30 protein-coding genes and 1 pseudogene are annotated in these 26,736 nt (G+C 61.1%); 13 read left to right on the forward strand and 18 right to left on the reverse strand.

Features of this window, described 5'->3' with window-relative positions:
• A pseudogene (locus DYL59_RS15075) lies at positions 1-535 on the reverse strand (oligopeptidase A); the annotation flags it as partial.
• Positions 536-637: 102 nt separating this feature from the next.
• Here DYL59_RS15075 and DYL59_RS15080 point away from each other — a divergent pair.
• Together DYL59_RS15080 and DYL59_RS15085 are read left to right on the forward strand one after the other, a co-directional pair.
• Positions 638-1,180, forward strand: a complete 543-nt coding sequence (locus DYL59_RS15080; protein ID WP_135289913.1) for a gamma carbonic anhydrase family protein — start codon at positions 638-640, stop codon at positions 1,178-1,180.
• On the forward strand, positions 1,177-1,836 hold the full coding sequence (locus DYL59_RS15085) for an HAD family hydrolase (protein WP_135289914.1): 660 nt from the start codon (positions 1,177-1,179) through the stop codon (positions 1,834-1,836). The genes DYL59_RS15080 and DYL59_RS15085 overlap by 4 nt, the downstream gene beginning before the upstream one ends.
• Positions 1,837-1,931: 95 nt before the next feature.
• Here the strand turns inward: DYL59_RS15085 and DYL59_RS15090 are convergent, their stop codons facing one another.
• Positions 1,932-2,975, reverse strand: a complete 1,044-nt coding sequence (locus DYL59_RS15090; RefSeq protein WP_135289915.1) for an aminopeptidase — start codon at positions 2,973-2,975, stop codon at positions 1,932-1,934.
• Between the two features lie 116 nt (positions 2,976-3,091).
• On the opposite strand from DYL59_RS15090, the gene DYL59_RS15095 reads away from it, so the two are divergent.
• Positions 3,092-3,514: a PA0061/PA0062 family lipoprotein gene (locus DYL59_RS15095; RefSeq protein ID WP_135289916.1), complete on the forward strand. Its 423-nt coding sequence runs from the start codon at positions 3,092-3,094 to the stop codon at positions 3,512-3,514.
• On the opposite strand, the gene DYL59_RS15100 is transcribed toward DYL59_RS15095, so the two are convergent.
• The gene (locus tag DYL59_RS15100; protein WP_135289917.1) at positions 3,515-3,754 is read right to left on the reverse strand and encodes a DUF1161 domain-containing protein; all 240 of its coding nucleotides are present in this window, start codon (positions 3,752-3,754) and stop codon (positions 3,515-3,517) included.
• A 219-nt stretch (positions 3,755-3,973) separates the two neighbouring features.
• Entirely contained in the window at positions 3,974-4,405 is a 432-nt protein-coding gene (locus DYL59_RS15105; RefSeq protein WP_135289918.1) for an OsmC family protein, read from the reverse strand.
• A 218-nt stretch (positions 4,406-4,623) separates the two neighbouring features.
• Here DYL59_RS15105 and DYL59_RS15110 point away from each other — a divergent pair, with 218 nt between their 5' ends.
• Positions 4,624-5,625 (forward strand): LLM class flavin-dependent oxidoreductase, encoded by a 1,002-nt coding sequence (locus DYL59_RS15110; protein WP_101265098.1) that lies wholly within the window; start codon positions 4,624-4,626, stop codon positions 5,623-5,625.
• Positions 5,626-5,685: 60 nt separating this feature from the next.
• Here the strand turns inward: DYL59_RS15110 and DYL59_RS15115 are convergent, their stop codons facing one another.
• Together DYL59_RS15115 and DYL59_RS15120 are read right to left on the reverse strand one after the other, a co-directional pair.
• Positions 5,686-5,913 carry a DUF1161 domain-containing protein gene (locus DYL59_RS15115; protein WP_135289919.1) on the reverse strand — a complete coding sequence of 76 codons (228 nt, stop codon included), beginning with the start codon at positions 5,911-5,913 and terminating at the stop codon, positions 5,686-5,688.
• 116 nt (positions 5,914-6,029) lie between these two features.
• Positions 6,030-6,245, reverse strand: a complete 216-nt coding sequence (locus DYL59_RS15120; protein WP_135289920.1) for a dodecin — start codon at positions 6,243-6,245, stop codon at positions 6,030-6,032.
• A gap of 171 nt (positions 6,246-6,416) precedes the next feature.
• Here DYL59_RS15120 and DYL59_RS15125 point away from each other — a divergent pair, with 171 nt between their 5' ends.
• On the forward strand, positions 6,417-6,743 hold the full coding sequence (locus DYL59_RS15125) for an ElaB/YgaM/YqjD family protein (protein ID WP_003170746.1): 327 nt from the start codon (positions 6,417-6,419) through the stop codon (positions 6,741-6,743).
• Here the strand turns inward: DYL59_RS15125 and DYL59_RS15130 are convergent.
• The gene (locus DYL59_RS15130; RefSeq protein ID WP_135289921.1) at positions 6,740-7,636 is read right to left on the reverse strand and encodes a LysR family transcriptional regulator; all 897 of its coding nucleotides are present in this window, start codon (positions 7,634-7,636) and stop codon (positions 6,740-6,742) included. The two genes, DYL59_RS15125 and DYL59_RS15130, sit on opposite strands and share 4 nt — an antisense overlap.
• A gap of 110 nt (positions 7,637-7,746) precedes the next feature.
• On the opposite strand from DYL59_RS15130, the gene trpB reads away from it, so the two are divergent.
• The 3 genes from trpB (at position 7,747) to DYL59_RS15145 (ending at position 10,366) form a co-directional block, all read left to right on the forward strand.
• Complete coding sequence (gene trpB / locus DYL59_RS15135) at positions 7,747-8,973, forward strand: tryptophan synthase subunit beta (protein ID WP_135289922.1); 1,227 nt, start codon at positions 7,747-7,749, stop codon at positions 8,971-8,973.
• Positions 8,974-9,783, forward strand: coding sequence for a tryptophan synthase subunit alpha (gene trpA, locus DYL59_RS15140; RefSeq protein ID WP_135289923.1), 810 nt, complete (start codon positions 8,974-8,976; stop codon positions 9,781-9,783).
• 139 nt (positions 9,784-9,922) lie between these two features.
• Positions 9,923-10,366: an anti-virulence regulator CigR family protein gene (locus DYL59_RS15145; RefSeq protein WP_135289924.1), complete on the forward strand. Its 444-nt coding sequence runs from the start codon at positions 9,923-9,925 to the stop codon at positions 10,364-10,366.
• Between the two features lie 41 nt (positions 10,367-10,407).
• On the opposite strand, the gene DYL59_RS15150 is transcribed toward DYL59_RS15145, so the two are convergent.
• The 6 genes from DYL59_RS15150 to DYL59_RS15175 all read right to left on the reverse strand — a co-directional run bounded on the left by DYL59_RS15150 (position 10,408) and on the right by DYL59_RS15175 (position 16,081).
• On the reverse strand, positions 10,408-11,715 hold the full coding sequence (locus tag DYL59_RS15150; protein ID WP_135289925.1) for an MFS transporter: 1,308 nt from the start codon (positions 11,713-11,715) through the stop codon (positions 10,408-10,410).
• A 179-nt stretch (positions 11,716-11,894) separates the two neighbouring features.
• A complete protein-coding gene (gene dgoD, locus DYL59_RS15155; protein WP_003170741.1) occupies positions 11,895-13,043 on the reverse strand; it encodes a galactonate dehydratase in 1,149 nt (382 codons plus the stop codon).
• A gap of 48 nt (positions 13,044-13,091) precedes the next feature.
• Positions 13,092-13,712 carry a 2-dehydro-3-deoxy-6-phosphogalactonate aldolase gene (locus tag DYL59_RS15160; protein ID WP_135289926.1) on the reverse strand — a complete coding sequence of 207 codons (621 nt, stop codon included), beginning with the start codon at positions 13,710-13,712 and terminating at the stop codon, positions 13,092-13,094.
• 1 nt (position 13,713) lies between these two features.
• On the reverse strand, positions 13,714-14,673 hold the full coding sequence (locus DYL59_RS15165; protein ID WP_135289927.1) for a 2-dehydro-3-deoxygalactonokinase: 960 nt from the start codon (positions 14,671-14,673) through the stop codon (positions 13,714-13,716).
• A 96-nt stretch (positions 14,674-14,769) separates the two neighbouring features.
• Complete coding sequence (locus DYL59_RS15170; RefSeq protein WP_135289928.1) at positions 14,770-15,099, reverse strand: DOPA 4,5-dioxygenase family protein; 330 nt, start codon at positions 15,097-15,099, stop codon at positions 14,770-14,772.
• A gap of 31 nt (positions 15,100-15,130) precedes the next feature.
• Positions 15,131-16,081 (reverse strand): choline sulfate utilization transcriptional regulator, encoded by a 951-nt coding sequence (locus DYL59_RS15175; RefSeq protein ID WP_135289929.1) that lies wholly within the window; start codon positions 16,079-16,081, stop codon positions 15,131-15,133.
• Positions 16,082-16,184: 103 nt separating this feature from the next.
• On the opposite strand from DYL59_RS15175, the gene betC reads away from it, so the two are divergent.
• The 3 genes from betC (at position 16,185) to DYL59_RS15190 (ending at position 20,356) form a co-directional block, all read left to right on the forward strand.
• Positions 16,185-17,699: a choline-sulfatase gene (betC, locus tag DYL59_RS15180; protein WP_135289930.1), complete on the forward strand. Its 1,515-nt coding sequence runs from the start codon at positions 16,185-16,187 to the stop codon at positions 17,697-17,699.
• Between the two features lie 15 nt (positions 17,700-17,714).
• Positions 17,715-18,629, forward strand: a complete 915-nt coding sequence (gene choX, locus DYL59_RS15185) for a choline ABC transporter substrate-binding protein (protein ID WP_135289931.1) — start codon at positions 17,715-17,717, stop codon at positions 18,627-18,629.
• Positions 18,630-18,787: 158 nt separating this feature from the next.
• Positions 18,788-20,356 (forward strand): SulP family inorganic anion transporter, encoded by a 1,569-nt coding sequence (locus DYL59_RS15190; protein WP_135289932.1) that lies wholly within the window; start codon positions 18,788-18,790, stop codon positions 20,354-20,356.
• A gap of 129 nt (positions 20,357-20,485) precedes the next feature.
• On the opposite strand, the gene aroE is transcribed toward DYL59_RS15190, so the two are convergent.
• Together aroE and hemF are read right to left on the reverse strand one after the other, a co-directional pair.
• A complete protein-coding gene (gene aroE, locus DYL59_RS15195) occupies positions 20,486-21,304 on the reverse strand; it encodes a shikimate dehydrogenase (RefSeq protein ID WP_135289933.1) in 819 nt (272 codons plus the stop codon).
• A complete protein-coding gene (gene hemF, locus DYL59_RS15200) occupies positions 21,304-22,236 on the reverse strand; it encodes an oxygen-dependent coproporphyrinogen oxidase (RefSeq protein ID WP_135289934.1) in 933 nt (310 codons plus the stop codon). The genes aroE and hemF overlap by 1 nt, the downstream gene beginning before the upstream one ends.
• Positions 22,237-22,395: 159 nt before the next feature.
• Here hemF and DYL59_RS15205 point away from each other — a divergent pair, with 159 nt between their 5' ends.
• Positions 22,396-23,373, forward strand: a complete 978-nt coding sequence (locus DYL59_RS15205) for a quinone oxidoreductase family protein (RefSeq protein ID WP_135289935.1) — start codon at positions 22,396-22,398, stop codon at positions 23,371-23,373.
• A 132-nt stretch (positions 23,374-23,505) separates the two neighbouring features.
• On the opposite strand, the gene tsaC is transcribed toward DYL59_RS15205, so the two are convergent.
• The 3 genes from tsaC to DYL59_RS15220 form a co-directional block, all read right to left on the reverse strand.
• A complete protein-coding gene (tsaC, locus tag DYL59_RS15210) occupies positions 23,506-24,063 on the reverse strand; it encodes an L-threonylcarbamoyladenylate synthase type 1 TsaC (protein ID WP_135289936.1) in 558 nt (185 codons plus the stop codon).
• Between the two features lie 54 nt (positions 24,064-24,117).
• Entirely contained in the window at positions 24,118-25,212 is a 1,095-nt protein-coding gene (gene dprA, locus DYL59_RS15215) for a DNA-processing protein DprA (protein ID WP_135289937.1), read from the reverse strand.
• Positions 25,213-25,275: 63 nt separating this feature from the next.
• Entirely contained in the window at positions 25,276-26,052 is a 777-nt protein-coding gene (locus DYL59_RS15220; RefSeq protein WP_135289938.1) for a peptidoglycan-binding protein, read from the reverse strand.
• A 135-nt stretch (positions 26,053-26,187) separates the two neighbouring features.
• Between DYL59_RS15220 and def the strand changes: the two genes are divergently transcribed.
• Positions 26,188-26,694, forward strand: coding sequence for a peptide deformylase (def, locus tag DYL59_RS15225; RefSeq protein ID WP_135289939.1), 507 nt, complete (start codon positions 26,188-26,190; stop codon positions 26,692-26,694).
• Positions 26,695-26,736: the final 42 nt, after the last annotated feature.

The following is a 26,736-nucleotide window of genomic DNA, read 5'->3' on the forward strand; positions in this document are numbered from 1 at the left end:
CCTGGGTGGCGTCCAGCAACTGGTTGGAGAACTTGCTGCCCAGTTCGGAGAGTTTGCTCTGCACTTCGGCGTAGCGTTTTTGCTGCTCCGGCGGCAAATCGATACCCGACAGGCGGAAGTCACGCAGGGAGTGTTCCAGGATAGTTTTTTGCGCCACGTCGAAACCGGCAGCTTCCGGGCTGTTGGCCAGGGCTTCAAAAGCCTGGAACAGTGCGCGGTTCTGACCCATCTCGGTGGAGTAGGCGCTCAACGCCGGCAGGCAGCCTTCGTAGGCTTCACGCAGTTCGGCGCTGTTGCACACGGCGTTAAGGTGGCTGACCGGGCTCCAGGCGGCGCCCAGGCGGTCGTTCAGTTCATCCATGGCCAGGACCAGGCCGGCCCACGTCGGATTTTTCCCCTGGCTTTGCAGGATGCCTTCGATGGCAACACGGTTGTCGGCGAGGATCTGTTCAATGGCCGGCTGAACGTGCTCGGCACGGATCGCCGAGAACGGCGGCAGGTCGTAGGGCTGCAGAAGAGGGTTGTTCGCGCTCACGGTGGGCACCTTGGCTGAAGAAACATGTAAGAACAAAGATGGGGCCATCTTAATTACAATCAACGCCCACCGCAGCTATCAGCAGATAAGAGAGAGGCTATCGTGACCCTTCGCACCTATCAGAACCACACGCCAACCCTGGGCGCCGGGGCTTTTGTCGATATTTCGGCGGTGGTGATCGGCGATGTCGAAATCGGCGCCGACAGTTCGGTATGGCCGCTGACGGTCATTCGCGGCGACATGCACCGCATCCGTATCGGTGCGCGCACCAGCGTGCAGGACGGCTGCGTGCTGCACATCACCCATGCCGGGCCCTTCAACCCGGACGGTTTCCCGCTGCTGATCGGCGATGATGTGACCATCGCCCATAAGGTCATGCTGCATGGCTGCACCGTGGGTAACCGCATCCTGATCGGCATGGGCAGCATTGTGATGGACGGCGCCGTGGTGGAAGACGACGTGATCATCGGTGCCGGCAGCCTGGTGCCGCCGGGCAAGAAACTCGACAGTGGCTTTTTGTACGTGGGCAGCCCGGTTAAACAAGTGCGCGCACTGACCGACAAGGAGCGTGCCTTTTTCACCTACAGCGCTGCCAACTACGTGAAGCTCAAAGACCTGCACCTGGCTGAAGGATTCGACCGATGACCCTGCATTACCAAACCGTGCTGTTCGACCTGGATGGCACCCTCACCGACCCGCGTGAGGGCATCACCCGCTCGATCCAATACGCCCTCGGCAAACTGGGGATCGACGAGCCGGACCTGACCAAGCTTGAGCACTTTATCGGCCCGCCACTGCTGCAAGCCTTTATGCAGTTCTACGACTTCGATGAGGCCAAGGCTTGGGAAGCCGTGAATTTCTACCGTGAACGCTTCAAGGTCACCGGGCTGTATGAAAACCGCGTATTCGATGGCGTGATGCCGCTGCTGGAAGACTTGGGCGCCCAAGGCCGCCAGCTGTACGTGGCCACTTCCAAACCCTGGGTATTTGCCCGAGAGATCGCCCGGCACTTTGATTTTGCCAAGCACTTCAAGGTGATCTACGGCAGTGAACTGGACGGCACGCGCACCAACAAGGTCGAGCTGATTGCCCACTTGATGAGCGAAGAAGGCCTGGACCCGGCCACCACCCTGATGATCGGCGACCGCAAGCACGACCTGATCGGTGCGCGCAGCAATGGGCTGGACTCGGCGGCGGTGGGGTATGGGTTTGGTAGTTTTGAGGAATTGAATGCCGAGGCGCCGACTTGGCATTTTGAGACGTTGGCGCAGATGCATCAGGCGTTTTTGCAGCGGCCTTAAAACCCCTTTCGCGAGCAAGCCCGCACACACAGTTGACCGATTTCCAACATGAGAATGCGGTCGAATGTGGGAGCGGGCTTGCTCGCGAAGAGGCCCTATAGATCACCACCTTCCAACTGCCTCAACGCCGCCCTGCGCTGCGCCACCGGCAACCCACCCATCTTCTCCACCGCCGCATAAAACCTCACCCAATCCCCGCCTTCTTGCGCAAACAACGCCGCAAACGCCGGCACCCACTGGTCATACAGCCCAAACGGCAACAACCGCGCATTGTTCATCGGCAGGTTGATCCAGGCGTCATAACGTTTATCTCCACCCCAACGACTGTCGCGCATTTGCCGATAGTCACTGCGCAAACGCTCAAACTCTGCCGCCTTGGCGCGACGCATCATGTCGGCTGACAACGGTTGGGCATAGAGTTTCTCCAGCCGTTGACGGGTGTCGAGAACCAGTTGGGTGAACTCGTCCCGCTGCTTCACCGCCGCCAGGCTGGCCGGCGCCAGCCCCCGCGCCGCACGCCATTGCCGGGTGCCTTCCTGCTCAACGAAGTTGGCGTAGGACTCGTTGAACTCGGTGTCATCCTTCACATAGAAGCGCTGATGCGCCAACTCATGAAAGATCAGCGTGGCCAGGCGCTCATCGCCCCAGTGCATCATCGAGTTCATGATCGGGTCATTGAACCAGCCCAATGTGGAATAGGCCTCGACTCCGCCAATCGACACGTCCATGCCCCGCTGCTTGAGCAGCGCCGCCTCGCCGCGCGCGGCACCCTGGCTGTAGTAGCCGCGATAGGCCACGCAACCGGCGATGGGAAAGCAATGGGTTTCGGGCGAAAGGGAAAATTCCGTCGTGGCAAACACGTTCCAAACGACGTAGGGCCGACCAATGTCCGCGTACAAGCGGTAACTCTGGTTGTCGGGCAAGTGCAGATGTTCACTGGCAAAGGCGCGTGCTTGCTGCGATTGCGCCAGATGCTCACGTAATGATTGCGGCCGGGACGGATCGGCAATCACCTCGGAAACCGGCTCTCGGGCCCGCAACAACTTCCACTGGCCGCTGGCCAACTGGCTGTAGTAGCTGACGCTGGAGCAGCCGCTGAGCAGTACCCCCAACAACCCTGGAAGAAAACGCCTGATCATGCCCGACTGCTCCTGGGAAATGTGCTCGCCAGACTATCGCGCCAGCGCGCAACTTTTCCATGGCATGACCTGTTTATACTCACAGGCAGCCATCAACCCCTCTTCGAGTGCCTGCCATGCGCCAGCTCTTGCTTCCCGTCGCCGCCCTGTTCCTCAGTGCTTGCACATCGACGCCCATTCCGCCGGTGGATCCGCAACAGGCCTGGGTCGACTTCGCCACCCCGACGCCCGGTGCCAAACTGGTGATGGCCCAGCGCCTGGACGGCAAGAACCTCAACGACGGGCGCTTTTTCCAGATGCCGCCGGGCAGCCACGAATTGATGGTGCGCTTTGACTTTGAGGTGCCTACCGGCGGCAGCCTGGGCGGGCTTGGGCAAACCGCCGAGCGTACCTGCTTCATGACCCTTGAATACGCGCATTTCGAGGCCGGCCAACGTTATCGCCTGGAGGGACGCTCATTGGGCTACACCCCCAACATCCGCCTGTATAACGCTGCTCGCCAGTTGCTGGCCGAAGAACGCAGCGTCAACTGCCTGTGATCAGTCGTTGTTTTTCTGATAGATGATGGCCTTGGTTCCGTTCTCACAGCTGCCGACCACCATGGCTACATCGTGTTTCTCGGCTTCTTCCTTGCTGACGATTTCCAGGGTGTAGGACGGCACCGCGTTGGCTTGGATCTTGACCTCGATCTCTTTCCTGAGCTCTTCACAATCTTTGGGAGCGGCCACGGCCGAAGTGGCCAACACACCGCAGATGATCGCCAAGGCAAAACGTTTCATGTGTGAAGCTCCCTGAATGCACTGCGCACGGGTGTGCGCCTAGGCAGTAATGGCCATTCGACCACAGTTTGTAGATGCGAGTTCTGATCTAACACAAAACCAAATGTGGGAGGGGGCTTGCCCCCGATGGCGGCAAGACAGCCACCACCTGCTTGGCTGATCCACCGCTATCGGGGGCAACCCCCTCCCACAGTCTTGTTTACATAAAAATCCGCAGCGTTAGCTAACCAGGGTGGCATCCAGGCTGATTGTTGCATTCAACACCTTGGACACCGGGCACCCTTCCTTGGCCTTCTTGCTCAGCTCATCGAACTGCGCCTGGCTGGCGCCCGGGATCTTGGCTTTGAGGATCAGGTGTACAGCGGTGATCGCAAAGCCGCCCTCTACCTGATCCAGGGTGACTTCAGCCTGGGTATCAATGCTGTCAGCCTTGAGCCCGGCATCGCCGAGGATCATGGAGAACGCCATGGAGAAACAACCGGCATGGGCTGCGCCAATCAATTCTTCCGGGTTGGTGCCCTTGCCGCCTTCAAAACGGGCCTTGAAGCCGTAGGGCGCTTCGCGCAGCACGCCGGTTTCCGTAGAGATGGAACCCAGGCCAGTCTTAAGGTCACCTTCCCAATGCGCGGATGCTTTTTTCACGATACTCATAGCGGTCTCCTCGAACGGTGGTTTTGTGTGGTTAAGGGTTCTGAGGATAGTCGGCCTGGCAAAGTTCATCTTGTCGGAGAAACCTAGCGATCTAGTAGGAAATTTCCAAGTCTGCTATTGAAACTCGGGTATATGCCCTCATTGCATAGACCATGCACATGAAGCGGCAGGTTTTGGTTCGTCTAAAAAGCCTGCGGCCCTTTTGGAGAAGCAGGCTTATGAAATCGCTGTCCGACGTTAAATTCTCGACCCTCGACCTGGTGCCCGTGCGCGCAAACGGCAGTCCGGCGCAGTCGCTGCGCAATTCCCTGGACCTGGCCCAGCATGTGGAAAAATTTGGCTACAACCGTTTCTGGGTGGCTGAACACCACAATATGGACGGTATTGCCAGCTCGGCCACCTCGGTGCTGCTGGGCTACCTGGCCGGCGGCACCTCGACGATTCGTGTCGGCTCCGGCGGCGTGATGCTGCCCAACCACGCACCTTTGGTGATCGCCGAACAGTTCGGCACCCTCGAAAGCCTCTACCCCGGCCGTATCGACCTGGGCCTGGGCCGCGCCCCCGGTTCCGACCAGATGACCGCCCGCGCCCTGCGCCGTGAGCGCTCCGGCAGCGCCGATGAATTCCCCGAAGACGTCGCCGAGCTGATGGCCTACCTAGGCCCGCGCACCCCCGACCAACGGATCATCGCCGTACCGGGTACCGGTACCAACGTCCCGGTGTGGCTGTTGGGTTCGAGCCTGTTCAGCGCGCAACTGGCCGGCGAGCGCGGTTTGCCCTACGCCTTCGCCTCCCATTTCGCACCGCGTTTGATGCACGAGGCAATTCGGGTGTATCGCAACCACTTCAAGCCTTCGGCCGTATTGGATAAGCCCTACGTGATGCTCGGCATTCCTCTGGTAGCGGCAGATACCGACGAGCAGGCCGAATACCTGGCCACCTCGGTCTACCAGCGCATCCTCGCGTTGATGCGCGGGCAGAGCCTGGTGCAACGCCCACCGGTCAAAACCATGGACGGGCTGTGGCTGCCTCATGAAAAAGACGCCGTGGGCAGCTTCCTGGGCCTGGCGATGGTGGGCAGCCCGGCGAAGATCCGCGCCAAGCTGGAGGTGCTGATCGAACAAACCGGTGCCGATGAGTTGATCTTCACCTGCGACCTGTACGAGCACGCCGACCGGATTCATTCCTACGAGCTGTTGGCGCAGTTGATGAAGGGGTAAACCATCGGGCAAAAAAAAACCGACTCACCTGAGTCGGTTTTTTATGTCTGCAACACGGGATTAACCGCGCTTGTAAGCAATTTCCTTGGTACCGGCCTCGCAGCTACCGACGACTTCGTAACCTTCAGCTGCAGCGCCTTTATCCACCACTTCCAGCGAATAACCCGAAGCGCCCTTGGCATCGATTTTCGCTGCAATCTCGCTTTTGAGCTCTTCACAAGGCTTGCCCGCCGCCAGGGCTGTACCCGCAATGCTTAACAAACCTACCGCTAACAGGAACTTCTTCATCCGTTACTTTCCTTGCGCTGATCGAAAAGAGCGTGCCGACGCTTGTGGCGTCGGCACCCATTGGGTGTAGCGCAGGTTATGGCAATCGGCCAGTTGGCAAAGTTCAACCGGTGCGATCAACTACTGGCAATACGGAACCCCACCTTGAGGGTGACTTGGAAGTGCGCGGCCTTGCCGTCCTTGATGTGCCCGCGGGTTTCGGTCACTTCGAACCACTCCAGGTGCTTGATGCTCTTGTGGGCCTCGGCCAAGGCATTATTGATGGCGTCCTCGATGCTGGAGGTGGACGAACCCACCAGTTCGACTTTCTTGTAGGTGTGATGATCACTCATGGCAGTTCTCCTAAGGGTCGTGAATCAAGAGGGTCGTGAATCAAGCGTAGCAGTCAATCTCCTACTGCTTCTGGCGGCCGTTCCTACGGGAAAGTTCAGATTTACTGCACTTTCTGAAACGGGCGCAGTCGGTATCTACACACGCCACTCAATCACTTCAGGAGAGTCCACATGGCCAACACTTCTTTACGCAAAGCGTCGCTGGAAAGCATGGAAGCCGAGATTTCGAGCCTGCTCAAGTCTCTGGAAAGCCTCAAGGACGATGCGTCTGACGAGTCGCGCAAAACCTTGAAGGCCCTGAAAAGCAATGCCGAGAATGCCCTCAAGCATTCGCGCCACTTGATCAGCGATGCCTACGAAGAAAGCAAAGTCAAAATCCGCGAAACCGGTGTTGCAACCCGGGACTACGCGCAAGAACACCCATGGACTACGGCCGGTGTGGCAGTAGGCGCGCTGGGTTTGCTGGCGGCCTACCTGCTGTGCAAACGCGGTGACTAAACCGGCTGGCGCACCAGCTCTTCCTTGAGCCACTGCGCGAGTTGCCCGGCGCGCCCGTCTGCGGCGCGCTTGGGTAGCCACAACGCCAGGTGCGCCGGGGTTTCGCTGAAACCCCACGGCGCCACCAGGCGACCGGCCCGTAAGTCTTCAGTTACCAGCGGCTCGGGCGCAATCGCTACGCCCAATCCCGCCACCGCGGCCTCCAGCAAATAATACAAATGCTCAAACCCCTGGCCGTGCTTCAGCGCGCCGGGCTCGATGCCGTGCTGCTGTGCCCAGCTGGGCCAGGCTTGCGGACGCGATGTGGTGTGCAACAGTGCTTCGCCACACAGCGCCGGGGCAGGCGCATGGCGCAGGCGCTCGTAACCGACGAATCGGGGGCTCATCACCGGGCCGATACGCTCGCTGGCCAATTCGTACACCTGCATGTCGGCCGGCCACGGCGGCTCGGCGAACACCAGCAAGGCATCCAGCCCGGGGCGCCTGGGGTCGAGGTCACCGTCACCCGCCGAAAGGTGTAGGCGCAGGTCTGGCAGGTCCGCATTCAAACGGCCCAAGCGTGGAATCAACCAGCGCGCCAGCAAACTGCCCGAGCAACCCAGCACGAATGGCGCATTGGCGCTGATTTGGGTGAGCTCGGCGCAAACATCCCGCAAACGCTCGAATGCTTCGGCGCTGGCATCGCGCAGCCGGATACCGGCATCTGTGAGTTTAATGCCGCGCCCATCCTTGACGAACAGACTCACGCCCAAGTGTTCCTCCAACACCTTCAGCTGTCGGCTGACCGCACCATGGGTCACATGCAGTAGCTCTGCCGCCTGGCTGACACTGTTCAGCCGCGCGGTGGCTTCGAACGCACGCAGGGCATTAAGGGGGGGAAGGTCTCGGCTCATCTGTGAGTTTTCCTGACAGGTTGCGGCGATCTTATCGGTTTTCACACGCCAGTGTGAGGGGTAGAGTGGCCGTCATTGCCACTCAAACACAGTCTTTCCTGGAGCGTCCCATGACTCAGTCCCAGACCGATCTACGCAACGGCCCTGACGCCAGCGGCATGTTCGGCGCATTCGGCGGCCGCTACGTCGCTGAAACCCTGATGCCGTTGATCCTCGACCTGGCCCGCGAATATGAAGCGGCCAAGGAAGATCCGGCATTCAAAAAAGAACTGGCCTACTTCCAGCGCGACTACGTGGGCCGTCCGAGCCCGCTGTACTTTGCCGAACGCCTGACCGAGTTCTGCGGCGGCGCCAAGATCTATCTCAAGCGCGAAGAGCTGAACCACACCGGCGCGCACAAGATCAATAATTGCATCGGCCAGATCCTGCTGGCGCGGCGCATGGGCAAAAAACGCATCATCGCCGAGACCGGCGCCGGCATGCACGGTGTGGCCACTGCCACCGTCGCCGCACGATTCGGCCTGCAATGCGTGATCTACATGGGCACCACCGACATCGAGCGCCAGCAGGCCAACGTGTTCCGCATGAAGCTGCTGGGCGCCGAAGTCATCCCAGTGGTCGCCGGCACCGGCACCCTGAAAGATGCGATGAACGAAGCCCTGCGCGACTGGGTGACCAACGTCGACAGCACCTTCTACCTGATCGGCACCGTGGCCGGCCCACACCCGTACCCGGCGATGGTGCGTGACTTCCAGGCCGTGATCGGCAAGGAAACCCGCGACCAGCTGCAAGCCCAGGAAGGCCGCCTGCCGGACAGCCTGGTGGCGTGCATCGGTGGCGGCTCCAACGCCATGGGCCTGTTCCATCCGTTCCTGGATGACAAAAACGTCGAGATCATCGGCGTTGAAGCGGCAGGCCACGGGATCGAGACCGGCAAACACGCCGCCAGCCTCAACGGCGGCGTACCGGGTGTACTGCACGGCAACCGTACTTTCCTGTTGCAGGATGACGATGGCCAGATCATCGACGCCCACTCCATTTCCGCCGGCCTGGACTACCCTGGCATCGGCCCGGAACACGCCTGGTTGCATGACATCGGCCGCGTCCAGTACACCTCGGTGACCGACGACGAAGCCCTCGACGCCTTCCACAAATGCTGCCGCCTGGAAGGGATTATTCCTGCACTGGAAAGCGCCCACGCCCTGGCCGAAGTGTTCAAACGCGCACCAACCCTGCCGAAAGATCACCTGATGGTGGTCAACCTGTCCGGCCGTGGCGACAAAGACATGCAGACCGTGATGCACCATATGGAACAGTCTCAGCAGGAGAAACACTAAATGAGCCGCCTGCAAACCCGCTTCGACCAACTCAAAGAACAAAACCGCGCCGCCCTGGTGACCTTCGTCACCGCTGGCGACCCGGGCTATGACACCTCGCTGGCGATCCTCAAAGGCTTGCCCGCCGCTGGCGCCGACGTGATCGAGCTGGGCATGCCCTTCACCGACCCGATGGCCGATGGCCCGGCGATTCAGCTGGCCAACATCCGTGCGTTGGAAGCCAAGCAGAACCTGCTCAAAACCCTGCAAATGGTTCGCGAGTTCCGCAAAGACAACAACGACACACCGCTGGTGTTGATGGGCTACTTCAACCCGATCCACAAATACGGCGTGCCGACGTTCATCGCCGATGCCAAGGAAGCTGGCGTCGACGGCCTGATCGTGGTCGACATGCCACCTGAGCATAACGGCGAGCTGTGCGATCCGGCCCAGGCCGCCGGCATCGACTTCATCCGCCTGACCACGCCAACCACCGATGACGCACGCCTGCCCACCGTGCTCAACGGCAGCTCTGGCTTTGTGTATTACGTGTCGGTGGCCGGTGTGACCGGTGCTGGCGCCGCCACCCTGGAGCACGTCGAAGAAGCCGTGGCCCGCCTGCGTCGCCATACCGACCTGCCGATCAGCATCGGCTTTGGTATCCGCACTCCGGAACAAGCGGCGGCCATCGCCCGTCTGGCCGATGGCGTGGTGGTGGGGTCCGCGCTGATCGATCACATCGCCAATGCGAAAAATGATCAGCAAGCCATTGATGGCGTGCTGGGCCTTTGCGCGCAGCTGTCGGAAGGTGTCCGCAGCGCTCGTAAGTAAGCGGCTCGTAAGCGGTAGGTAAAGTTCCTGATACAGAGGAATCAAACTGAGTATTCAGTACCTAAACTGACAAGACCAAGGGATTTCGAACCTCGTTCGAAATCCCTTTTTGTTGTTTGTGCCGTTGAGGAAGCCCCCCATGAAAATGCCTAAAACCCTGATTGCCAGTATTGGTGTGCTGGTCCTGGGCGCCAGCGCCCTGGCGCAGGCCGCTCCGAATGACCAGGGCGGCCCTGACCGAGGCGGCCCGCAAGGCCAGCATGAGCAGCAGCGCGGTGATGACCATCGCGCGCCCCAGTCCAAGGGCCGCGGCGGCCCGCCCCAGGACTTCGGCCCGGTGCGTCAGGTGATCCGCGATAACCACGACCAGTTCTCCCGTGGTGCACCGCCACCGCGCAATGTGCGCCTGGAACGTGGCAAGCCGCTCCCGCACGGCTACTACGGTGAGCGCCTGGACCGCCGTGCCCTGGAACGCCTGCCGGTGTATCCAGGCTACGAATGGCGCCGCTCGGGGCCGGACGTGGTGCTGATTGCCGTATCGACCGGCATCGTCTACGAAATTCTCGAAGGCGTGCTCAACTAACCCGCCCCCTGTAGGAGCGAGCAAGCTCGCTCCTACAGAGGTTAATTGAGTTCGATGCGTTCGACTTTGCCTACCAGCAATACGTAGGAAAGCGCCCCCAGCAACGCCAGCACCGCAATGTAGGTAATCGCCGGCGCAAACGAATCCCCACTGGCCAAAAAGCCAATCACAATCGGCGTCGCAATCGCCGACAAGTTGCCAATGAAGTTGAACACCCCACCCGTCAGCCCCAGCAACCGCGCAGGCGCCAAGGTCGACACCAGCGACCAGGTAATCGACGCCAAGCCATTGCCAAAGAACGCCACGGCCAAAAAGGCAATCACCCACGCCGTCGAGTCCACATAGTTGGCACCGATGATCGCCGTAGAAATCAGCAGCCCGCCAATGATCGGCAACTTGCGCGCAAAGCCCACCGAGGCGCCACGTCGAATCAGCCAGTCGGAAAAGATCCCGGAACACAGCACGCCGACAAACGCCGCGAGAAAGGGCAGCGACGCCAGCAGGCCGGACTTGATGAAGTCCATGCCGCGATATTTCACCAGGTAGGTCGGGAACCACGTCAGGAAAAACCACAGTGTGGAGTTCAGGCAGAACTGCCCCAGGTAGATGCCCCACAGCTTGCGCTTGCTCAGCACAATGCCCAGGTCCACCCAACTGAACGGCGCCTTGGCGGCTTTTTCCTGCATGTCCACCAGGCCGCCGCCATCGCGGATCAGCTCGATCTCGGCTGTGTTGGCGCCTTTGAAATCCTTGGGCTCGCGGTACACCGCGTACCAGATGGCGGCCCAGAGGATGCCCACGCCACCGGTGACCACAAACACCATGTGCCAACCGAACGCATGTTGCAGCCAAGCCAGCACCGGCGTCAGAAACGCCAGCCCAACAAACTGCCCGGAGGTGTAGAAGCCAATCGCCGTGGCGCGCTCACGCTCGGGAAACCACGTAGTGACCACACGGCTGTTGATCGGATACGCCGGGGCCTCCAGTGCGCCCACCGCCATGCGCAGGACGAACAGGGCGATAAAGCTGGCGGCAAACCCCAGCATCACCGTGGCGATGGACCACAGCAACAGCGCGGCGGTATAGAGAATGCGCGGCGGCACGCGGTCCACCAGCCACCCGCCAGGGATCTGCATGGCGGCGTAGGTCCAGCCGAACGCGGAGAAAATCAGGCCGACGTGAACCGGGTCGATGCCCAGCTCACTGGTGAGCGCCGGGGCGGCAATCGACAGGTTGCTGCGGTCGAGGTAGTTGATGACCACGGTGATAAACAGCAGCACCATGATGAAAAAACGCTTTCTGGTAGGCGTGACTAAAGAAGCCTGGCCGGTAAAGGATTCAGGATGCATGAGGGGGTGCCTCTTCTTATGTTTATTGAGGACAGGTCTTACTGACGGAACCGGGTCAAATGTGGGAGGGGGCTTGCTCCCGATTGCAGTGTGTCAGTCACAGACTGGTTAGCTGAACCACCGCCATCGGGAGCAAGCCCCCTCCCACATTTTTGACCGTATTTCAGTCAGTCAGGAAATCACCACTCGGCAAAGCTGCCATCAGCGTGGCGCCAGATCGGATTGCGCCAGCGATGGCCGATGGCCGCGCGTTCGATCACGTATTCCTCATTGATCTCGATCCCCAGGCCCGGCCCGTTGGGGATCTTCACAAAGCCCTGGTCATAGTCGAACACGCCAGGGTCGCGCACGTAGTCGAGCAGGTCGTTGCTCTCGTTGTAGTGAATGCCCAGGCTTTGCTCCTGGATAAACGCGTTGTAGCAAACCGCGTCCAGTTGCAGGCACGCGGCCAGGGCAATCGGACCCAGCGGGCAGTGCAGGGCCAGGGCCACGTCGTAGGCTTCGGCCATGTTGGCGATTTTGCGGGTTTCGGTGATACCACCGGCGTGGGAGGCGTCCGGCTGGATGATGTCGACGTAGCCTTCACTGAGCACCCGCTTGAAGTCCCAACGCGAGAACAGGCGCTCGCCCAAGGCAATCGGAGTGCTGGTCAGCGGCGCAAGTTCTTTGAGGGCTTCGTAGTTTTCGCTGAGCACCGGCTCTTCGATAAACATCAGCTTGTACGGGTCCAGCTCTTTCATCAGCACCTTGGCCATGGGCTTGTGCACCCGGCCATGGAAGTCCACGCCGATACCCACGTTCGGGCCTACCGCATCACGCACGGCAGCCACGTTGGCCAGGGCCAGGTCGACTTTTTCGAAGCTATCAACGAACTGCAGCTCTTCGGTGCCGTTCATTTTTACTGCGGTGAAACCACGGGCCACGGCCTCTTTGGCGGCGCGGGCGGTGTCGGCGGGGCGGTCGCCGCCGATCCAGGAGTACACGCGGATCTTGTCGCGCACCTGGCCACCCAACAGGTCGCTGACCGACACGCCGAGGGCCTTGCCCTTGATGTCCCACAGCGCCTGGTCGATGCCGGCGAGGGCGCTCATGTGCACGGCGCCGCCCCGGTAGAAGCCGCCGCGATAGAGCACGGTCCAGATGTCTTCGATATTGCGTGGGTCTTTGCCGATCAGGTAGTCGGACAGTTCTTCAACTGCAGCGGCCACGGTGTGAGCTCGGCCTTCGACCACGGGCTCACCCCAGCCGGTCACGCCCTGGTCGGTTTCGACTTTAAGGAAGCACCAGCGCGGCGGGACGATAAAGGTCGTCAGTTTGGTGATTTTCATCTGTTATCTCTCTTATAGATGCGGCGCCTGTGGGCGCGGAACTTGATATCAGCTCAGGGCTTTCCAGGCGGCGACATAAGCCTGGGCGCGGCTCGCGACCTGATCCACTGTCATACCCGGTTTGAACAACCCGGAACCCAGCCCGAACCCTTTGGCGCCGGCGTCGATAAACACCTGCATGTTGTCCGGGGTAATGCCGCCCACCGGCAGCAGCAAGGTGCCCGCCGGCAATACCGCCAGCCACGCCTTGATCACCGCCGGGCCCATTTGCTCGGCGGGGAACAGCTTCAATACATCGGCGCCTTCGGCCAGGGCGGCGAAGGCTTCGGTGGGCGTTGCCACCCCCGGCGACAGGAACAGACCCGCGGCCTTGGCGGCACGCAATACCTTGGCGTCGCTGTGGGGCATGACGATCACTTGGCCGCCTGCCGCTTTCACCTGCTCGACCTGTTCGGGCGTCAACACCGTGCCCGCACCGATCAGGCAATCGGCGGGCAAGGTGTCGCGCAGGGTGCGGATGCTGGTGTAAGGGTCCGGCGAATTGAGCGGCACTTCGATGACGCGAAACCCAGCCTGGTACAGCACCTGGCCAACGGCCTGGGCTTCGTCCGGGCGAATGCCGCGCAGGATGGCGATCAAACCGTTTTGCGCGAGTGCTTGCTTGAGCATGTCAGGCCTCCGATACAGGGTGAATGAGCCCGGCCGCCACGGCCAGTTGCCACAGGCCGCGCTCGCTGGCTTCCTGCGCCAGGCTGACCTGGGCAAAGCCGCACAGGGCGAGGGCGCGTTGATAGCGGGCACACAGGGGCGCTGCACCGACCAGGATGATCGGCTGTTGTTTGGCGCGCTCCGGCAGGCCGGCGAGTTCATGGCCAATCAGCAGGCCGGACAGATAATCGGGCTGTTGCTGCGGCGTCAGTTCAGCCGTAAGCCCAAGGGTGCGGGCGCTGAACAGGGTCGAAAGCAGGCCGCGCTGGCCATCCTTCGACAGTGCCACCTGCACGCCTCGGTCAAAGGCTTCGGCCTGGAATTGTTCGCATGTCTGTTGAGTTCGCCCCAGGATGCTGTGCTTGCTCAACACCGCAAACACCTCACCGGTCATAAACGTATCGAAGTGCGTAATGCAACCATCCACCACTTCGACCCATTTGGAATGGCTGCCCGGCAGGCCGATCAACACCTCGGCACCGAGCCCTTGCAGCACACCCAGCACTTGGGTTTCTTCGCCGCGCATCACATTGGGCAAACCGGCCTGCTCGATCACGCCGGGCACGATATGCACGTCCACGCCGCGCAGGCTGCGCACGCGGTGCAGGGCCTGGCCGAGGCTGGCGACATCCACAGGCGTATTGCGATAGGCCGCTTCACTCCAGCCCTGGGCGCTGCCAACCATGCCGCAAGCGATCACGGGCAAGTCGGGCTGGGCATCAAGCCAATCGCCACAGGCCGCATCGAAGGCCAATTCAAAACCATCGCTGCACGGCACGCCGGCAATGTCACGAGGCTCGCTGGGCAAGTGCATGATCCCCGACGCCAGCGAGCGCTGTTCCAGCACCACGCCTGCGGGGCCGAGTTTGTAAGCACGAAGGGAGCTGGTCCCCCAATCGAGCGCGATCAATTGCGCCTGCATCGCTTCACCTGAGTTCTGAGCGGATGCGGCGAATATAAACCTATGGGCGAGAAAGTCTCAATATATAAATATCAATCCCATATTTAGGGATTTTATTTAGGAGAAGGCTGACAGGTTCAGCTCACGCATGGCCCCCATCCAGACCGCATAGTCCGTGTGGTCCTTGAGGTCATCGCCGGTATCGGGGTGCAGGAACACCACCAGCCCGTTGCGATGGATCACCAGCCACGGCAGCACCACGCCGATGTATTCGGCGTCGAACGCCAGCTGGCAGCTCCAGTCCGGGTGCGGGCCCACGGGCTTTTCGTGCACGCGGCCCATGCGCAGGGGGAAGAGTTTGGCCGCGTCTTCGCACAGGGTGCGCGCCTGCTCAATGGTGCTGGCGTCGAAATAGATATGGGCGTGATAACCCTTGATACGTTGCATGACGGACTCCGAATCCAATGTGGGCCAAATCCTAGACGGCAATCGAGGGCAGGGCCAGCCCGGTCAATGACTGCGCGCTGTTGGCCTGCTCAGCCACCAGCCACTCGACGAAACGCTCCACCAGCTGCCCACGGCGCTTGCGCTGGGGTTGCACCACGTAATAGCCGAAACGTGAGATCACCGTGTCGCTGATCGGTCGGCACAGCCAGTTTTGCTCCAGCAGGTTATCCACCAGATGGCGCCAACCAATGGCCACGCCCTGGCCAGCAATCGCGGCCTGGATCAGCAAGGTGTAGTTGTCGAAGCGCAGCTGGCCCGGCGTGGGCGCGGCGCTGATACCCAGTTCGCGGAACACACCGCTCCAATCGAACCACTGGCTGTTGTTTTCTTGGCGCAGGTGCAGCAGGGGGAAATCGTGCAAGTTTTGTACAGTCAGCGGCGTCGCCTGTTCCTTGAGCCACTGCGGGCTGCACACCGGGAACACTTCTTCGTTGAACAGCCACAGGCTCTCGCCCTGCTTGAAGCGGCCATCGCCAAACAGCACCGCCACATCGATGTCGCTGCGCAGGGTGGCGTGGTTGCGCTCGCTGGTCACCAGGCTTACGTCCACCTGGGGGTTGGCCTGGTGGAAGCGGTGCAAGCGCGGCATCAGCCAATAGGCGGCGAAGGCAAAATCGGTGGCCACTTGCAGCACTTCGTGTTGGTCCTGCTGGGTGATCAGGCTCAGGCCCTGGTTGATACCCTGCAAACCACCTTGCACATGCTCGAACAGCAGCGCGCCGGCGTCGGTCAGTTCGATACCTCGGTAGATGCGGTCGAACAGGCGGATCGCCAGTTGTTCCTCCAGCCGTTTGATCTGCTGGCTGATAGCCGGCTGAGTAGTGCCCAACTCCATTGCGGCAGCGGTAAAGCTGCGATGGCGTGCCGCCGCCTCAAAGGCGCGCAGCAGGTCGAGGGACAGGTCACCGAGGGCTTCATACATAAGCTGTGCTTATCCTAGACATTGCATTTCATGGGCTTTACCCCATTTTCCATGGGCCGCATGCTCACTGGCATAAACACCGCCTATGGAATGCCGAAGACTCATGAAGCGCAAGAACATTCTTTTCATCATGGCCGATCAAATGGCCGCGCCGCTGCTTCCGTTCTACGGATCTTCGCCCATCAAGTTGCCCAATCTCAGCCGTCTTGCCGCACAAGGCGTGGTCTTCGATGCCGCCTACTGCAACAGCCCGCTGTGCGCGCCGTCGCGTTTCACCCTGGTCAGTGGCCAGTTGCCGAGCAAGATCGGCGCCTACGACAACGCCGCCGATTTCCCCGCCGATGTACCGACTTATGCCCACTTCCTGCGTCGCCTCGGCTACCGCACCGCGCTGTCGGGCAAGATGCACTTTTGCGGGCCCGACCAACTGCACGGTTACGAAGAACGCCTGACCAGCGACATCTACCCCGCCGACTACGGCTGGGCGGTGAACTGGGACGAACCGGACGTGCGCCCTAGCTGGTATCACAACATGTCGTCGGTACTGCAAGCGGGCCCTTGCGTGCGCACCAACCAGCTGGATTTTGACGAAGAGGTGGTGTTCAAGGCCCAGCAGTACCTGTTCGACCACATCCGCGAGGATGGCGACCAGCCGTTCTGCCTGACCGTGTCGATGACCCATCCCCACGACCCGTACACCATTCCCAAACCGTTCTGGGACCTGTACGACGATACCGATATCCCCTTGCCTACAACCCCAGCGCAAGGCGATCTCGACCCGCATTCCCAGCGCCTGCTCAAGGTTTACGACCTGTGGGACAAACCGCTGCCCGTGAATAAGATCCGTGATGCACGCCGTGCCTACTTCGGCGCGTGCAGCTACATCGACAGTAATGTCGGCAAGCTGCTGCAAACCCTGGAAGACACCGGCCTGGCCGACGATACGATCATCATTTTCTCTGGCGACCACGGCGACATGCTCGGCGAGCGCGGCCTCTGGTACAAAATGCACTGGTTTGAAATGGCCGCCCGCGTGCCGCTGCTGGTCAGCGCACCGGGGCAGTTTGCGGCGGGTCGCGTCAGCCAGGCGGTGTCCACCGCCGACCTGCTGCCCACCCTGGTGGAACTGGCCGGTGGCGAGCTTGACCCACGCCTGGCGCTGGACGGCCGCTCGCTGGTCCCGCATTTGCAGGGGCAGGGCGGACACGACGAAGTATTTGGCGAATACATGGCCGAAGGCACCGTCAGCCCGCTGATGATGATTCGCCGGGGCGCCTACAAATTCATCTACAGCGAAGACGACCCGTGTCTACTGTTCGATGTACACAACGACCCGCACGAGCGGGAGAACCTCAGCCAGTCACCGGAACACCGGCCACTGTTCGAGGCGTTTTTGAATGAGGCGCGGGCCAAATGGGACATCCCGGCGATCCACCAGCAGGTGCTCGCCAGCCAACGCCGCCGTCGCCTGGTGTTTGAAGCACTGACCCAAGGCAAGCTGAAGAGCTGGGACCACCAGCCACTGGTAGACGCCAGTCAGCAATACATGCGCAACCATATCGACCTCGACGACCTGGAGCGCAAGGCACGTTATCCACAACCCTGCCAAAACCAATAAAACTGAGGGAAGGCCATGCAAAAGTTGACCGTGGTACTTGGAATGTTGGCGCTGGGCAGCGCCAATGTGTACGCAGACGCCAGTTGTGACACGGTAAAAATGGCCGATCCGGGCTGGAGCGACATTGCCGCCACCAATGCCATCGCCGGTTTCTTGCTCACCGGCATGGGCTACAAGGCCAAGGTCGACACCCTGGCGGTGCCGATCACCTTTGGTGGGCTCAAGGATGGCCAGGTAGACGTGTTCCTGGGCAATTGGATGCCGGCCCAGCAGGGCTTTTACGACAAGTTCGTGGCCAATGGTGATGTGGTGCAGCTGGCCAAGAACCTCGACGGTACCGAGTTCACCCTCGCCGTGCCGGATTACGTGTGGGACGCCGGGGTGCATGACTTTACTGATCTGAACAAGTTTGCCGACAAGTTCGACAAGAAGATCTACGGCATCGGCTCTGGTGCTCCGGCCAACATCTCATTGCAGGAGATCATCAAGAAGAACGACTTTGACCTCGGCCAGTGGAAGCTGATCGAGTCCAGCGAACAGGCGATGCTCGCCGAAGTGTCGCGGGCGGTGAAGAAGCAGAAGTTCGTGACCTTCCTCGGTTGGACGCCTCACCCGATGAACGTGCAGTTGAAAATGCACTACCTCAAGGGCGGCGAAAAGTACTTCGGCGACACCGGCAGCGTGTACACATTGACCCGCAAGGGTTACGCACAGGCCTGCCCCAATGTCGGAAAACTGCTGACCAACCTGAGTTTTAGCCAGGAAATGGAAAACAGCATCATGGCCGAGGTGGTGAATAAGAAAGTCAGCAATGCCGAGGCGGCCAAGGCGTGGATCAAGGCCAATCCGGCGGTGTTGGATAAGTGGCTGGAGGGTGTGAAGACGGTGGACGGCAAGGATGCGTTGCCCGCCGTAAAAGCCAAACTGTAAGGCCCAACGCAATCCAAATGTGGGAGCAGGCTTGCTCGCGAATGCGGTGTGTCAGCCAACAATTGCTTAGCTGATCCACCGCATTCGCGAGCAAGCCCGCTTCCACAGGGTTCTGCATGTACTGATATTCTGCGGCAAACCTTCAAACCGAGACCCTGATGCCCCGGCCCAACCGCCACACTCTCTTCCCCTTCCTCAGCTGGCTCCCGCGCCAAACCCGCGCCAGCGTCGGGCGAGATGCCATCGTCGGATTAAGTGGCGCTGTTCTGGCGTTGCCCCAGTCCATTGCCTACGCCCTGATCGCCGGCCTCCCACCGGAATACGGGCTGTATGCCGCCATCATCCCCGTATTGATCGCGTGTCTCTGGGGCTCGTCGTGGCACCTGATCTGCGGCCCTACGGCGGCAATTTCCATCGTGTTGTACGCCAGTGTCAGTCCGTTGGCCGTACCCGGTTCGCAGGACTACATCACGCTGATCCTGTTGCTCACTTTTCTCGCCGGGGTTTTCCAGTGGTTGCTGGGGATGCTGCGCTTCGGCGCGCTGGTGAATTTCGTCTCTCATTCAGTGGTACTGGGCTTCACCCTGGGCGCCGCCGTGGTGATCGCGTTGGGGCAACTGCCTAACCTGCTGGGCTTGGACCTGCCCAGCCAGGCCACGGCGATCAAGAGTCTGCTGGCGCTGCTGGAGCATGGCGGCGAATGGGACCACGCCTCCCTCGCGCTCGGGCTGGGCACCTTGCTGGTGGGCGCGTTGCTCAAGTATCTGGTGCCGCGCTGGCCGACGCTGCTGATTGCTCTCGCGCTGGGCAGTTTGGTGGCCTGGGTGTGGCCTGCGATGTTCGGGCATGTGGCGCTGGTGAGTTCGTTTATCGGCAGGCTGCCGCCATTCAGCCCGTTGCCGATGGACCTGGACATGATCCTGCGTCTGCTGCCCAGCGCGGTGGCAGTGGGCATGCTGGGGCTGGTGACCAGCCTGTCGATTGCCCGTTCGTTGTCGGCCCGCTCGCAGCAGTTGCTCGATGCAAACCAGGAGGTTCGGGCGCAGGGCTTATCCAATATCGTTGGCGGATTTTTCTCTGGTTACCTGTCGGCCGGTTCGTTTACCCGCTCCGGGCTCAGCTATGAAGCGGGCGCCTGCTCGCCGTTGGCGGGTGTATTTTCGGCACTCTGGGTAACGTTGTTTGCATTGTTCGGCGCGGCGTTGATCGCCCATATTCCGATCCCGAGCATGGCGGCCAGCATCTTGCTGATCAGCTGGGGGTTGGTGGATCGGCGGGGGATTCGCGCGTTGTTCCGCGTCAGTCGTGCCGAATTTGTGGTGATGGCGCTCACCTGCGTCGCCACGCTGCTGCTGGAGCTGCAAACAGCGATTTATGCAGGGGTATTGGCGTCGCTGTTTTTCTACCTCAAGCGCACGTCGCAACCTCGGGTGCAGCAGTGGCGCGACGGGGATGAAGATGTGCTGCGGGTGGGCGGCTCGATCTTTTTTGGCGCCAGCCATTACCTGCAAGTGCGCCTGCAACGGTTGCAGGGCGAACGGGTGGTGATCGAGGCGCAGCAGATCAACTTCATCGACTATTCCGGGGTGGAGATGCTGCACCAGGAGGCGCGCAGGTTGCGGGGGTTGGGGCGGTGTTTGACGCTTCGGCGGGCGCGGCCGCAGGTTGTCGAGGAACTGAAAAAACTGGAAGGGCCCGACAACTGCCCCATCCATTTCGAAGACTGAATACAGTCAAAAATGTGGGAGCGGGCTTGCTCGCGAATGCGGTGTGTCAGTCGACATGCTCATTGACTGACCCTGCGCATTCGCGAGCAAGCCCGCTCCCACATTGACCGTGCCCACATTAAGTGGGCGTCAAGCCAACTGGCGGCGTAATTCGGCGAGCACCGGCGCCGACTCCGGACGCACACCGCGCCACAGGAAGAACGCTTCCGCTGCCTGCTCAACGAGCATCCCCAAACCATCCATCGCCACGGCTGCACCTTGCTCAGTGGCCCAGCGACAAAACGCGGTGGGCGCCTTGGCGTACATCATGTCGTAGCAAAAGGTCTTGCCTGGCTCAATCAGGCTGCTGGCAATTGGCGGTACATCGCCTGACAGACTGGCGGACGTAGCATTGATGATCACGTCCACCGGCTCACGCAGCCAGTCGAAGCCGCTGGCCGACACCGGGCCCAGGTCGTCGAACAGTTCGGCGAGCATTTCAGCCTTTTCCACGGTGCGGTTGGCGATGATCAACGAGGCAGGCCGCTCGGCCAGCAACGGCTCCAATGCACCACGTACCGCGCCGCCTGCACCCAGCAACAGGATGCGCTTGCCTTGCAGGCTCAACCCGGCGTTCACCGTGAGGTCGCGCACCAGGCCAGCGCCGTCGGTGTTGTCACCCAGCAAGCTGCCATCGGCCAGTTTGCTCAAGGTGTTCACTGCGCCAGCGCGCTCGGCACGTTTAGTCAGGCTGTTGGCCAAGCGGTAGGCATCTTCCTTGAACGGCACAGTGACGTTGGCGCCACGCCCCTGTAGGAAGAACTCACGAGCACAGCCGGTGAAATCCTCCAGTGGTGCGAGCAAGGTGCTGTAGTCCAGTTGTTCACCGGTCTGCTCGGCAAACATGCGGTGGATCAATGGCGACTTGCTGTGGCCGATGGGGTTGCCGAATACGACATAACGGTCCATCAGACAGCCGCCTTGGGCGCAGCAACGCCCAGCCAGTCGCGGTCTTGCAGGTAGTAGTCGGTGAGGCGCGCTTCTTCGCTGCCGGCCTCGGCCTTCCAGTCATAGCTCCAGCGCACCTGCGGCGGCAACGACATCAGGATCGACTCGGTGCGCCCACCCGATTGCAGGCCAAACAAGGTGCCACGGTCGTAGACCAGGTTGAATTCAACGTAGCGGCCACGGCGGAACTCCTGGAATTGGCGCTGTTGCTCGGTGTAGGCGCTGGCCTTGCGGCGCTGCACGATCGGCAGGTAAGCGTCGATGTAGGCGTCGCCGATGGCGCGGATGAAGGCGAAGCAGGTGTCGAAGTCCCACTCGTTCAAGTCATCGAAAAACAGGCCGCCGATACCGCGCGGTTCGTTGCGGTGCTTGATGTGGAAATAGGTGTCGCACCAGGCCTTGTAGCGCGAGTACACATCCGGCCCAAAGGGTGCACAGGCCTGCTCGGCCACGCGGTGCCAGTGAATGCAGTCCTCTTCATTGCCATAGTAAGGCGTGAGGTCAAAGCCACCACCGAACCACCACACCGCTTCTTCGCCTTCTTTTTCCGCAATGAAAAAGCGCACGTTGGCGTGGGAAGTCGGTACATGCGGGTTGTGCGGATGGATCACCAGCGACACGCCCAAGGCTTCAAAGCCACGCCCGGCCAGTTCGGGACGATGGGCACTGGCGGACGGTGGGAGGCCGCTGCCAAAGACGTGGGAAAAGTTAACGCCGCCTTTTTCGATCACCGCCCCGTCTGCAATCACACGGGTGCGACCACCGCCGCCGGCAGGCCGGGTCCAGGCGTCTTCGATAAAGCGCGTGTCCGGCTCGAAGGTTTCCAGGGCGCTGCAAATGCGGTCTTGCAGGTCGAGCAGGTAGGCCTTTACAGCCTCGGTGCGGGTAGTCATGGCATCACCTTGAATCGGGCAAAGCTACGCGAGGCCATTGGGCGTCGGCGGCAAATGGGCGCACAGGATACCACCGCACCCGGCACCGCCGCAGTTGACGAAGATCAAGCTTAGGAGTTCGATAGCCGACTACGCAAATTCGACCCAAGGAGAAGGCAGATGGCAAAACGTATCCAGTTCAGCGCCCATGGCGGCCCCGAAGTGCTTGAGTATGTGGACTACACGCCAGCGGAACCGGGCCCACAGCAGGTTCGCGTGCGCAACGAGGCCATCGGCTTGAACTTCATCGACACCTATTTCCGCAGCGGCCTGTACGCGCCACCCGCATTGCCCTCCGGGCTGGGCGCAGAAGGCGCCGGTGTGGTCGACGCCGTCGGCAGTGAAGTCAGCCAATTCAAGGTCGGCGACCGCGTGGCCTACGGTAGCGGCCCGCTGGGTGCCTACAGCCAGCTGCATGTGCTGCCTGCTGCCAACCTGGTGCACCTGCCGGACGAAATCAGCTTCGAACAAGCTGCCGGCGCCATGCTCAAGGGCCTGACCGTGCAGTACCTGCTGCGCCAGACCTATGAGCTTAAGGGCGGCGAAACCATCTTGTTCCACGCCGCCGCCGGTGGCGTGGGCTCCCTGGCCTGCCAATGGGCCAAGGCGTTGGGCGTGAAGCTGATCGGCACGGTCAGCTCTGCGGAAAAAGCCGCCCTGGCCAAATCCCTCGGCGCCTGGGAAACCATCGACTACAGCAAGGAAAACGTCGCACAGCGCGTACTGGAATTGACCGACGGCAAAAAAGTGCCGGTGGTGTACGACGGTGTGGGCAAGGACACTTGGCTGACGTCACTCGATAGCGTTGCGCCGCGAGGCCTGGTGGTGAGCTTCGGTAACGCATCAGGCGCTGTGGATGGCGTGAACCTGGGGATCCTGGCGGCCAAGGGCTCGCTGTATGTCACCCGCCCGACCCTGGCAACCTACGCCAATAACCCGCAAAACCTGCAGGCGATGGCCGATGACCTGTTTGCGATGATCAAGAGCGGCAAGGTGCGCATTGATATCAACCAGCGGTATGCGCTGGCGGAGGCGGCCAAGGCGCAAACGGAGTTGTCGGGGCGCAGGACCACTGGGTCGACTATTTTGTTGCCGTAAGACGAGAGGGTTGCAGGGGCTTTGAGGGCCTCTTCGCGAGCAAGCCCGCTCCCACATGTTGACCGCATCCCTTCAGTTGGAAATCGATCAAAATGTGGGAGCGGGCTTGCTCGCGAATGCCGCGACTCGATCTCAGGAAGGCCGCACCACCTCACCCGTCGCCAAATCCCGAATCAGGCTCGGGTTCTTGCGCCCGCCCAGGGCGCCACCCAATACCAGGTCCACCTGCCCACGGAAATACTGCTCCACACGAATGCGCGTGCGCGCAGCGGGGCGGCCTTGAGGGTTGGCGGAAGTGGAAATCAGCGGCCCCACCTGTGCGCACAAATCCCGCACCAACGGATGATCACTGACCCGCAACGCGACCGTGTCATGCACCCCGGTAACCCACTCCGGCAGCAGGCCTTGATGGGGCACCAACCAGGTGTTCGGCCCTGGCCAGGTACTGGCCATGCGGTCGATCCAGTCTTGGGGGAAATCTTCAAACAGGAAGTCGAACTGGCGAATATTGTCCGCCACCACAATCAGGCCCTTGTCCACCGAGCGGTTCTTGATCGCCAGCAGGCGATCCACAGCCTCTTCATTCCAAGGATCGCAACCCAGGCCCCACACCGCCTCGGTTGGATAGGCAATCACCGCGCCTGCGCGAACTTCTCGTGCGGCTTCCAGCACACGCCACCTGTTGACCATTGCTCACTCTCCGGACTTTAGCTGTGGGCAGTTTACCGATCTCTGTTACAAAACCTAGCAGCGTGCGAGCCAACGCCCGCTTTCGCAGATCACCTGGCCTTCCAGCTCCAATTCCGTGAGGGTCGCCAGTACCTGGGATAACGGGCGCCCACTGGCAATTGCCAGGGCTTCGCTGGTATGGGGCGCGGCGTGCAGCAGCGCCACCAGCGGGTGAGTCACCGGCATCGGGGCCGGGCGCGACAATGCCTGCCAGCCGCGCAGCCCCTCCAGGATGTGCTCGATGGTTTCCACCAACACCGCGCCCTCGCGGATCAACTGGTGGCAACCCTTGGCGCCTGGGTGGTGGATGGAGCCAGGAATCGCATACACCTCGCGCCCGTGCTCGGCCGCCAGCTTGGCAGTGATCAACGAACCACTGGCCATGCTGGCTTCCACCACCAGCACACCAAGGGACAGGCCGCTGATAATCCGGTTGCGCCGTGGGAAGTTGCCAGCCTGGGGCGCAGCGTCCAGCGGAAACTCGGAAACCACCGCGCTGCCCCGCTCAATCATCGCCGCCGCAAGCCGCCTGTGCCGCTGTGGATAAAAGTTTTCAAGGCCGGTGCCCAACACGCCGATTGTCTGGCCACCCACATCCAACGCCGCTTGATGCGCTGCACCGTCGATACCCAACGCCAGGCCGCTGGTGATGACAAAACCGGCACTCGCCAGGCTGCGGGAAAACGCGGCAGCGGTGTCCATGCCAGGGCGTGAAGCACGACGGCTGCCGACCATCGCCAGCTGCGGTTTTTCCAGGATCGAAGGGTCACCTGCCACGAATAACAGCGGCGGCGCGTCGTCAATCTGGGCAAGCAGTGCGGGGTAGTCAGGTTGGTCCCACATCAGCAAATGCTGGGCCGGACGCGCCAGCCAGGCCAACGCCTCACTGGCGCCGTCACGCACTTGATGGCTGCGCCGGGCCTCGGCGCTGATGGTGGGCAACCCCAGGGAACGCCAAGCGCTGGCAGGGGCACTGATGGCCTTGGAGGCGCTGCCGAAGGCTTCGATCAAGATGCGAAAACGCTTCTGACCCAGTTCTGGCAGCCTGTGCAAGCGTAGTCGGGCTTCCAGTTCTGAAGGGGATATTTCATGGCTATTTGTCGGATACATCTGATCATCCTTGACCGGAACAAGCTGTGGATAAGTCTGTTGGTAACTTATTTAGCAGGCTATTTATTGCGTTTGACGGGCAGTCTCGAAACGGTCCATCACCGCCAACGAGCGGGAAGCGCTGAGGACCAGCCCGTAACTGAGCTTTTCGTAGGTGCGAAACACCAGCAAAGTGCCGGCACGCTCATCGGGAAGTCTGGTGTTGGCGCTGCTGAGGAGATCTCTTACGGTGGCGCCAGCCTTGATAACCGCGAGCAGCTGGCCTTCAACCAGACCGTCGCGCCGGCCCTTGTCGAGGGTGACGGCGTCCAACACGCCGATCTGGGTGACACCTTTGGGAACATCGATAATGTGGCCTTTGACCAGGGGAGGGGCCTGTGGAGCCTGCAAGGTGGCGGGATCCACCGGCGATTGGGCGCGGAGCAGGCGGTCGCCAGCGCGTATTTCCTGGGTCACCCGTTGCACGGCCAAGGTGGTGAGGTCGCCAGCCGTGACAAAGCGGGCACTGCCGATATCGTCGGCATTGATGCCCAGTAACTCCTGGGTCTGAGGGTCGGTATAGACCTTACCGCGTCGGAATATTCCGTAATCGGGCTGGGAAGGGTCCAGGGCGCCCCTGGCGTGAACCCGCTCGCCATTGGCGCCAAGTACACGGCCGGCGTCGGCGGCGACGATATAAGGCGCATTGTCCAGATCCTGGGGGGTATCAAGAATGCGGTTGTGCAGTAAAAACCGCTGTATGGCCTGTTGGGTGGGCAGGTCCAGGCGCTGGACAGGCGGGGGAAGCAGGGCCATGGCGAACGGGGCCCATAGCAGCAAGACGAGTAGCGATTTCCTCATGGGGTGAATCTCCTTTATTATGTGCGTTCGCGTGAAATGCCTTGGCCTTCGCGGCTTTTAAGGGTTTCACACCGGTCGTGTGGGTCCATCCCAACGCCGATTTGCCTCTACCTCACATGTGCAGCAATTACGCTTATGGCTATTTTGAACATCCTCGAATTCCCCGACTCGCGCCTGCGCACGATCGCCAAACCGGTGGCCGTAGTGGACGACAAGGTTCGTCAGTTGGTCGATGACATGTTTGAAACAATGTATGAAGCCCCGGGCATCGGCCTCGCCGCCACCCAGGTCAACGTGCATCAGCGTGTCGTGGTCATGGACCTGTCGGAAGACCGTACCGCCCCCATGGTGTACATCAACCCGGAGTTCGAGCCGCTGACCGACGAGATGGGCGAATACCAGGAAGGCTGCCTGTCGGTGCCGGAGTTCTACGAGAACGTCGAGCGCCCGCTGCGCGTGAAGATCAAGGCCCTGGACCGCGACGGCAAGCCGTTCGAGCTGATTGCCGAAGGCCTGTTGGCGGTGTGCATCCAGCACGAATGCGACCACCTCAACGGCAAGCTGTTCGTCGATTACCTGTCCACGCTCAAGCGCGACCGAATCAAGAAGAAGCTGGAAAAAAAGCATCGCCAGCAAGCTTGATGCCCTTCTTCCAAAGGCTTGCTGCGGCAAGCCTTTTTCTTT

It is taken from the genome of Pseudomonas kairouanensis, from assembly GCF_004682055.1.
Lineage (GTDB): Bacteria > Pseudomonadota > Gammaproteobacteria > Pseudomonadales > Pseudomonadaceae > Aquipseudomonas > Aquipseudomonas kairouanensis.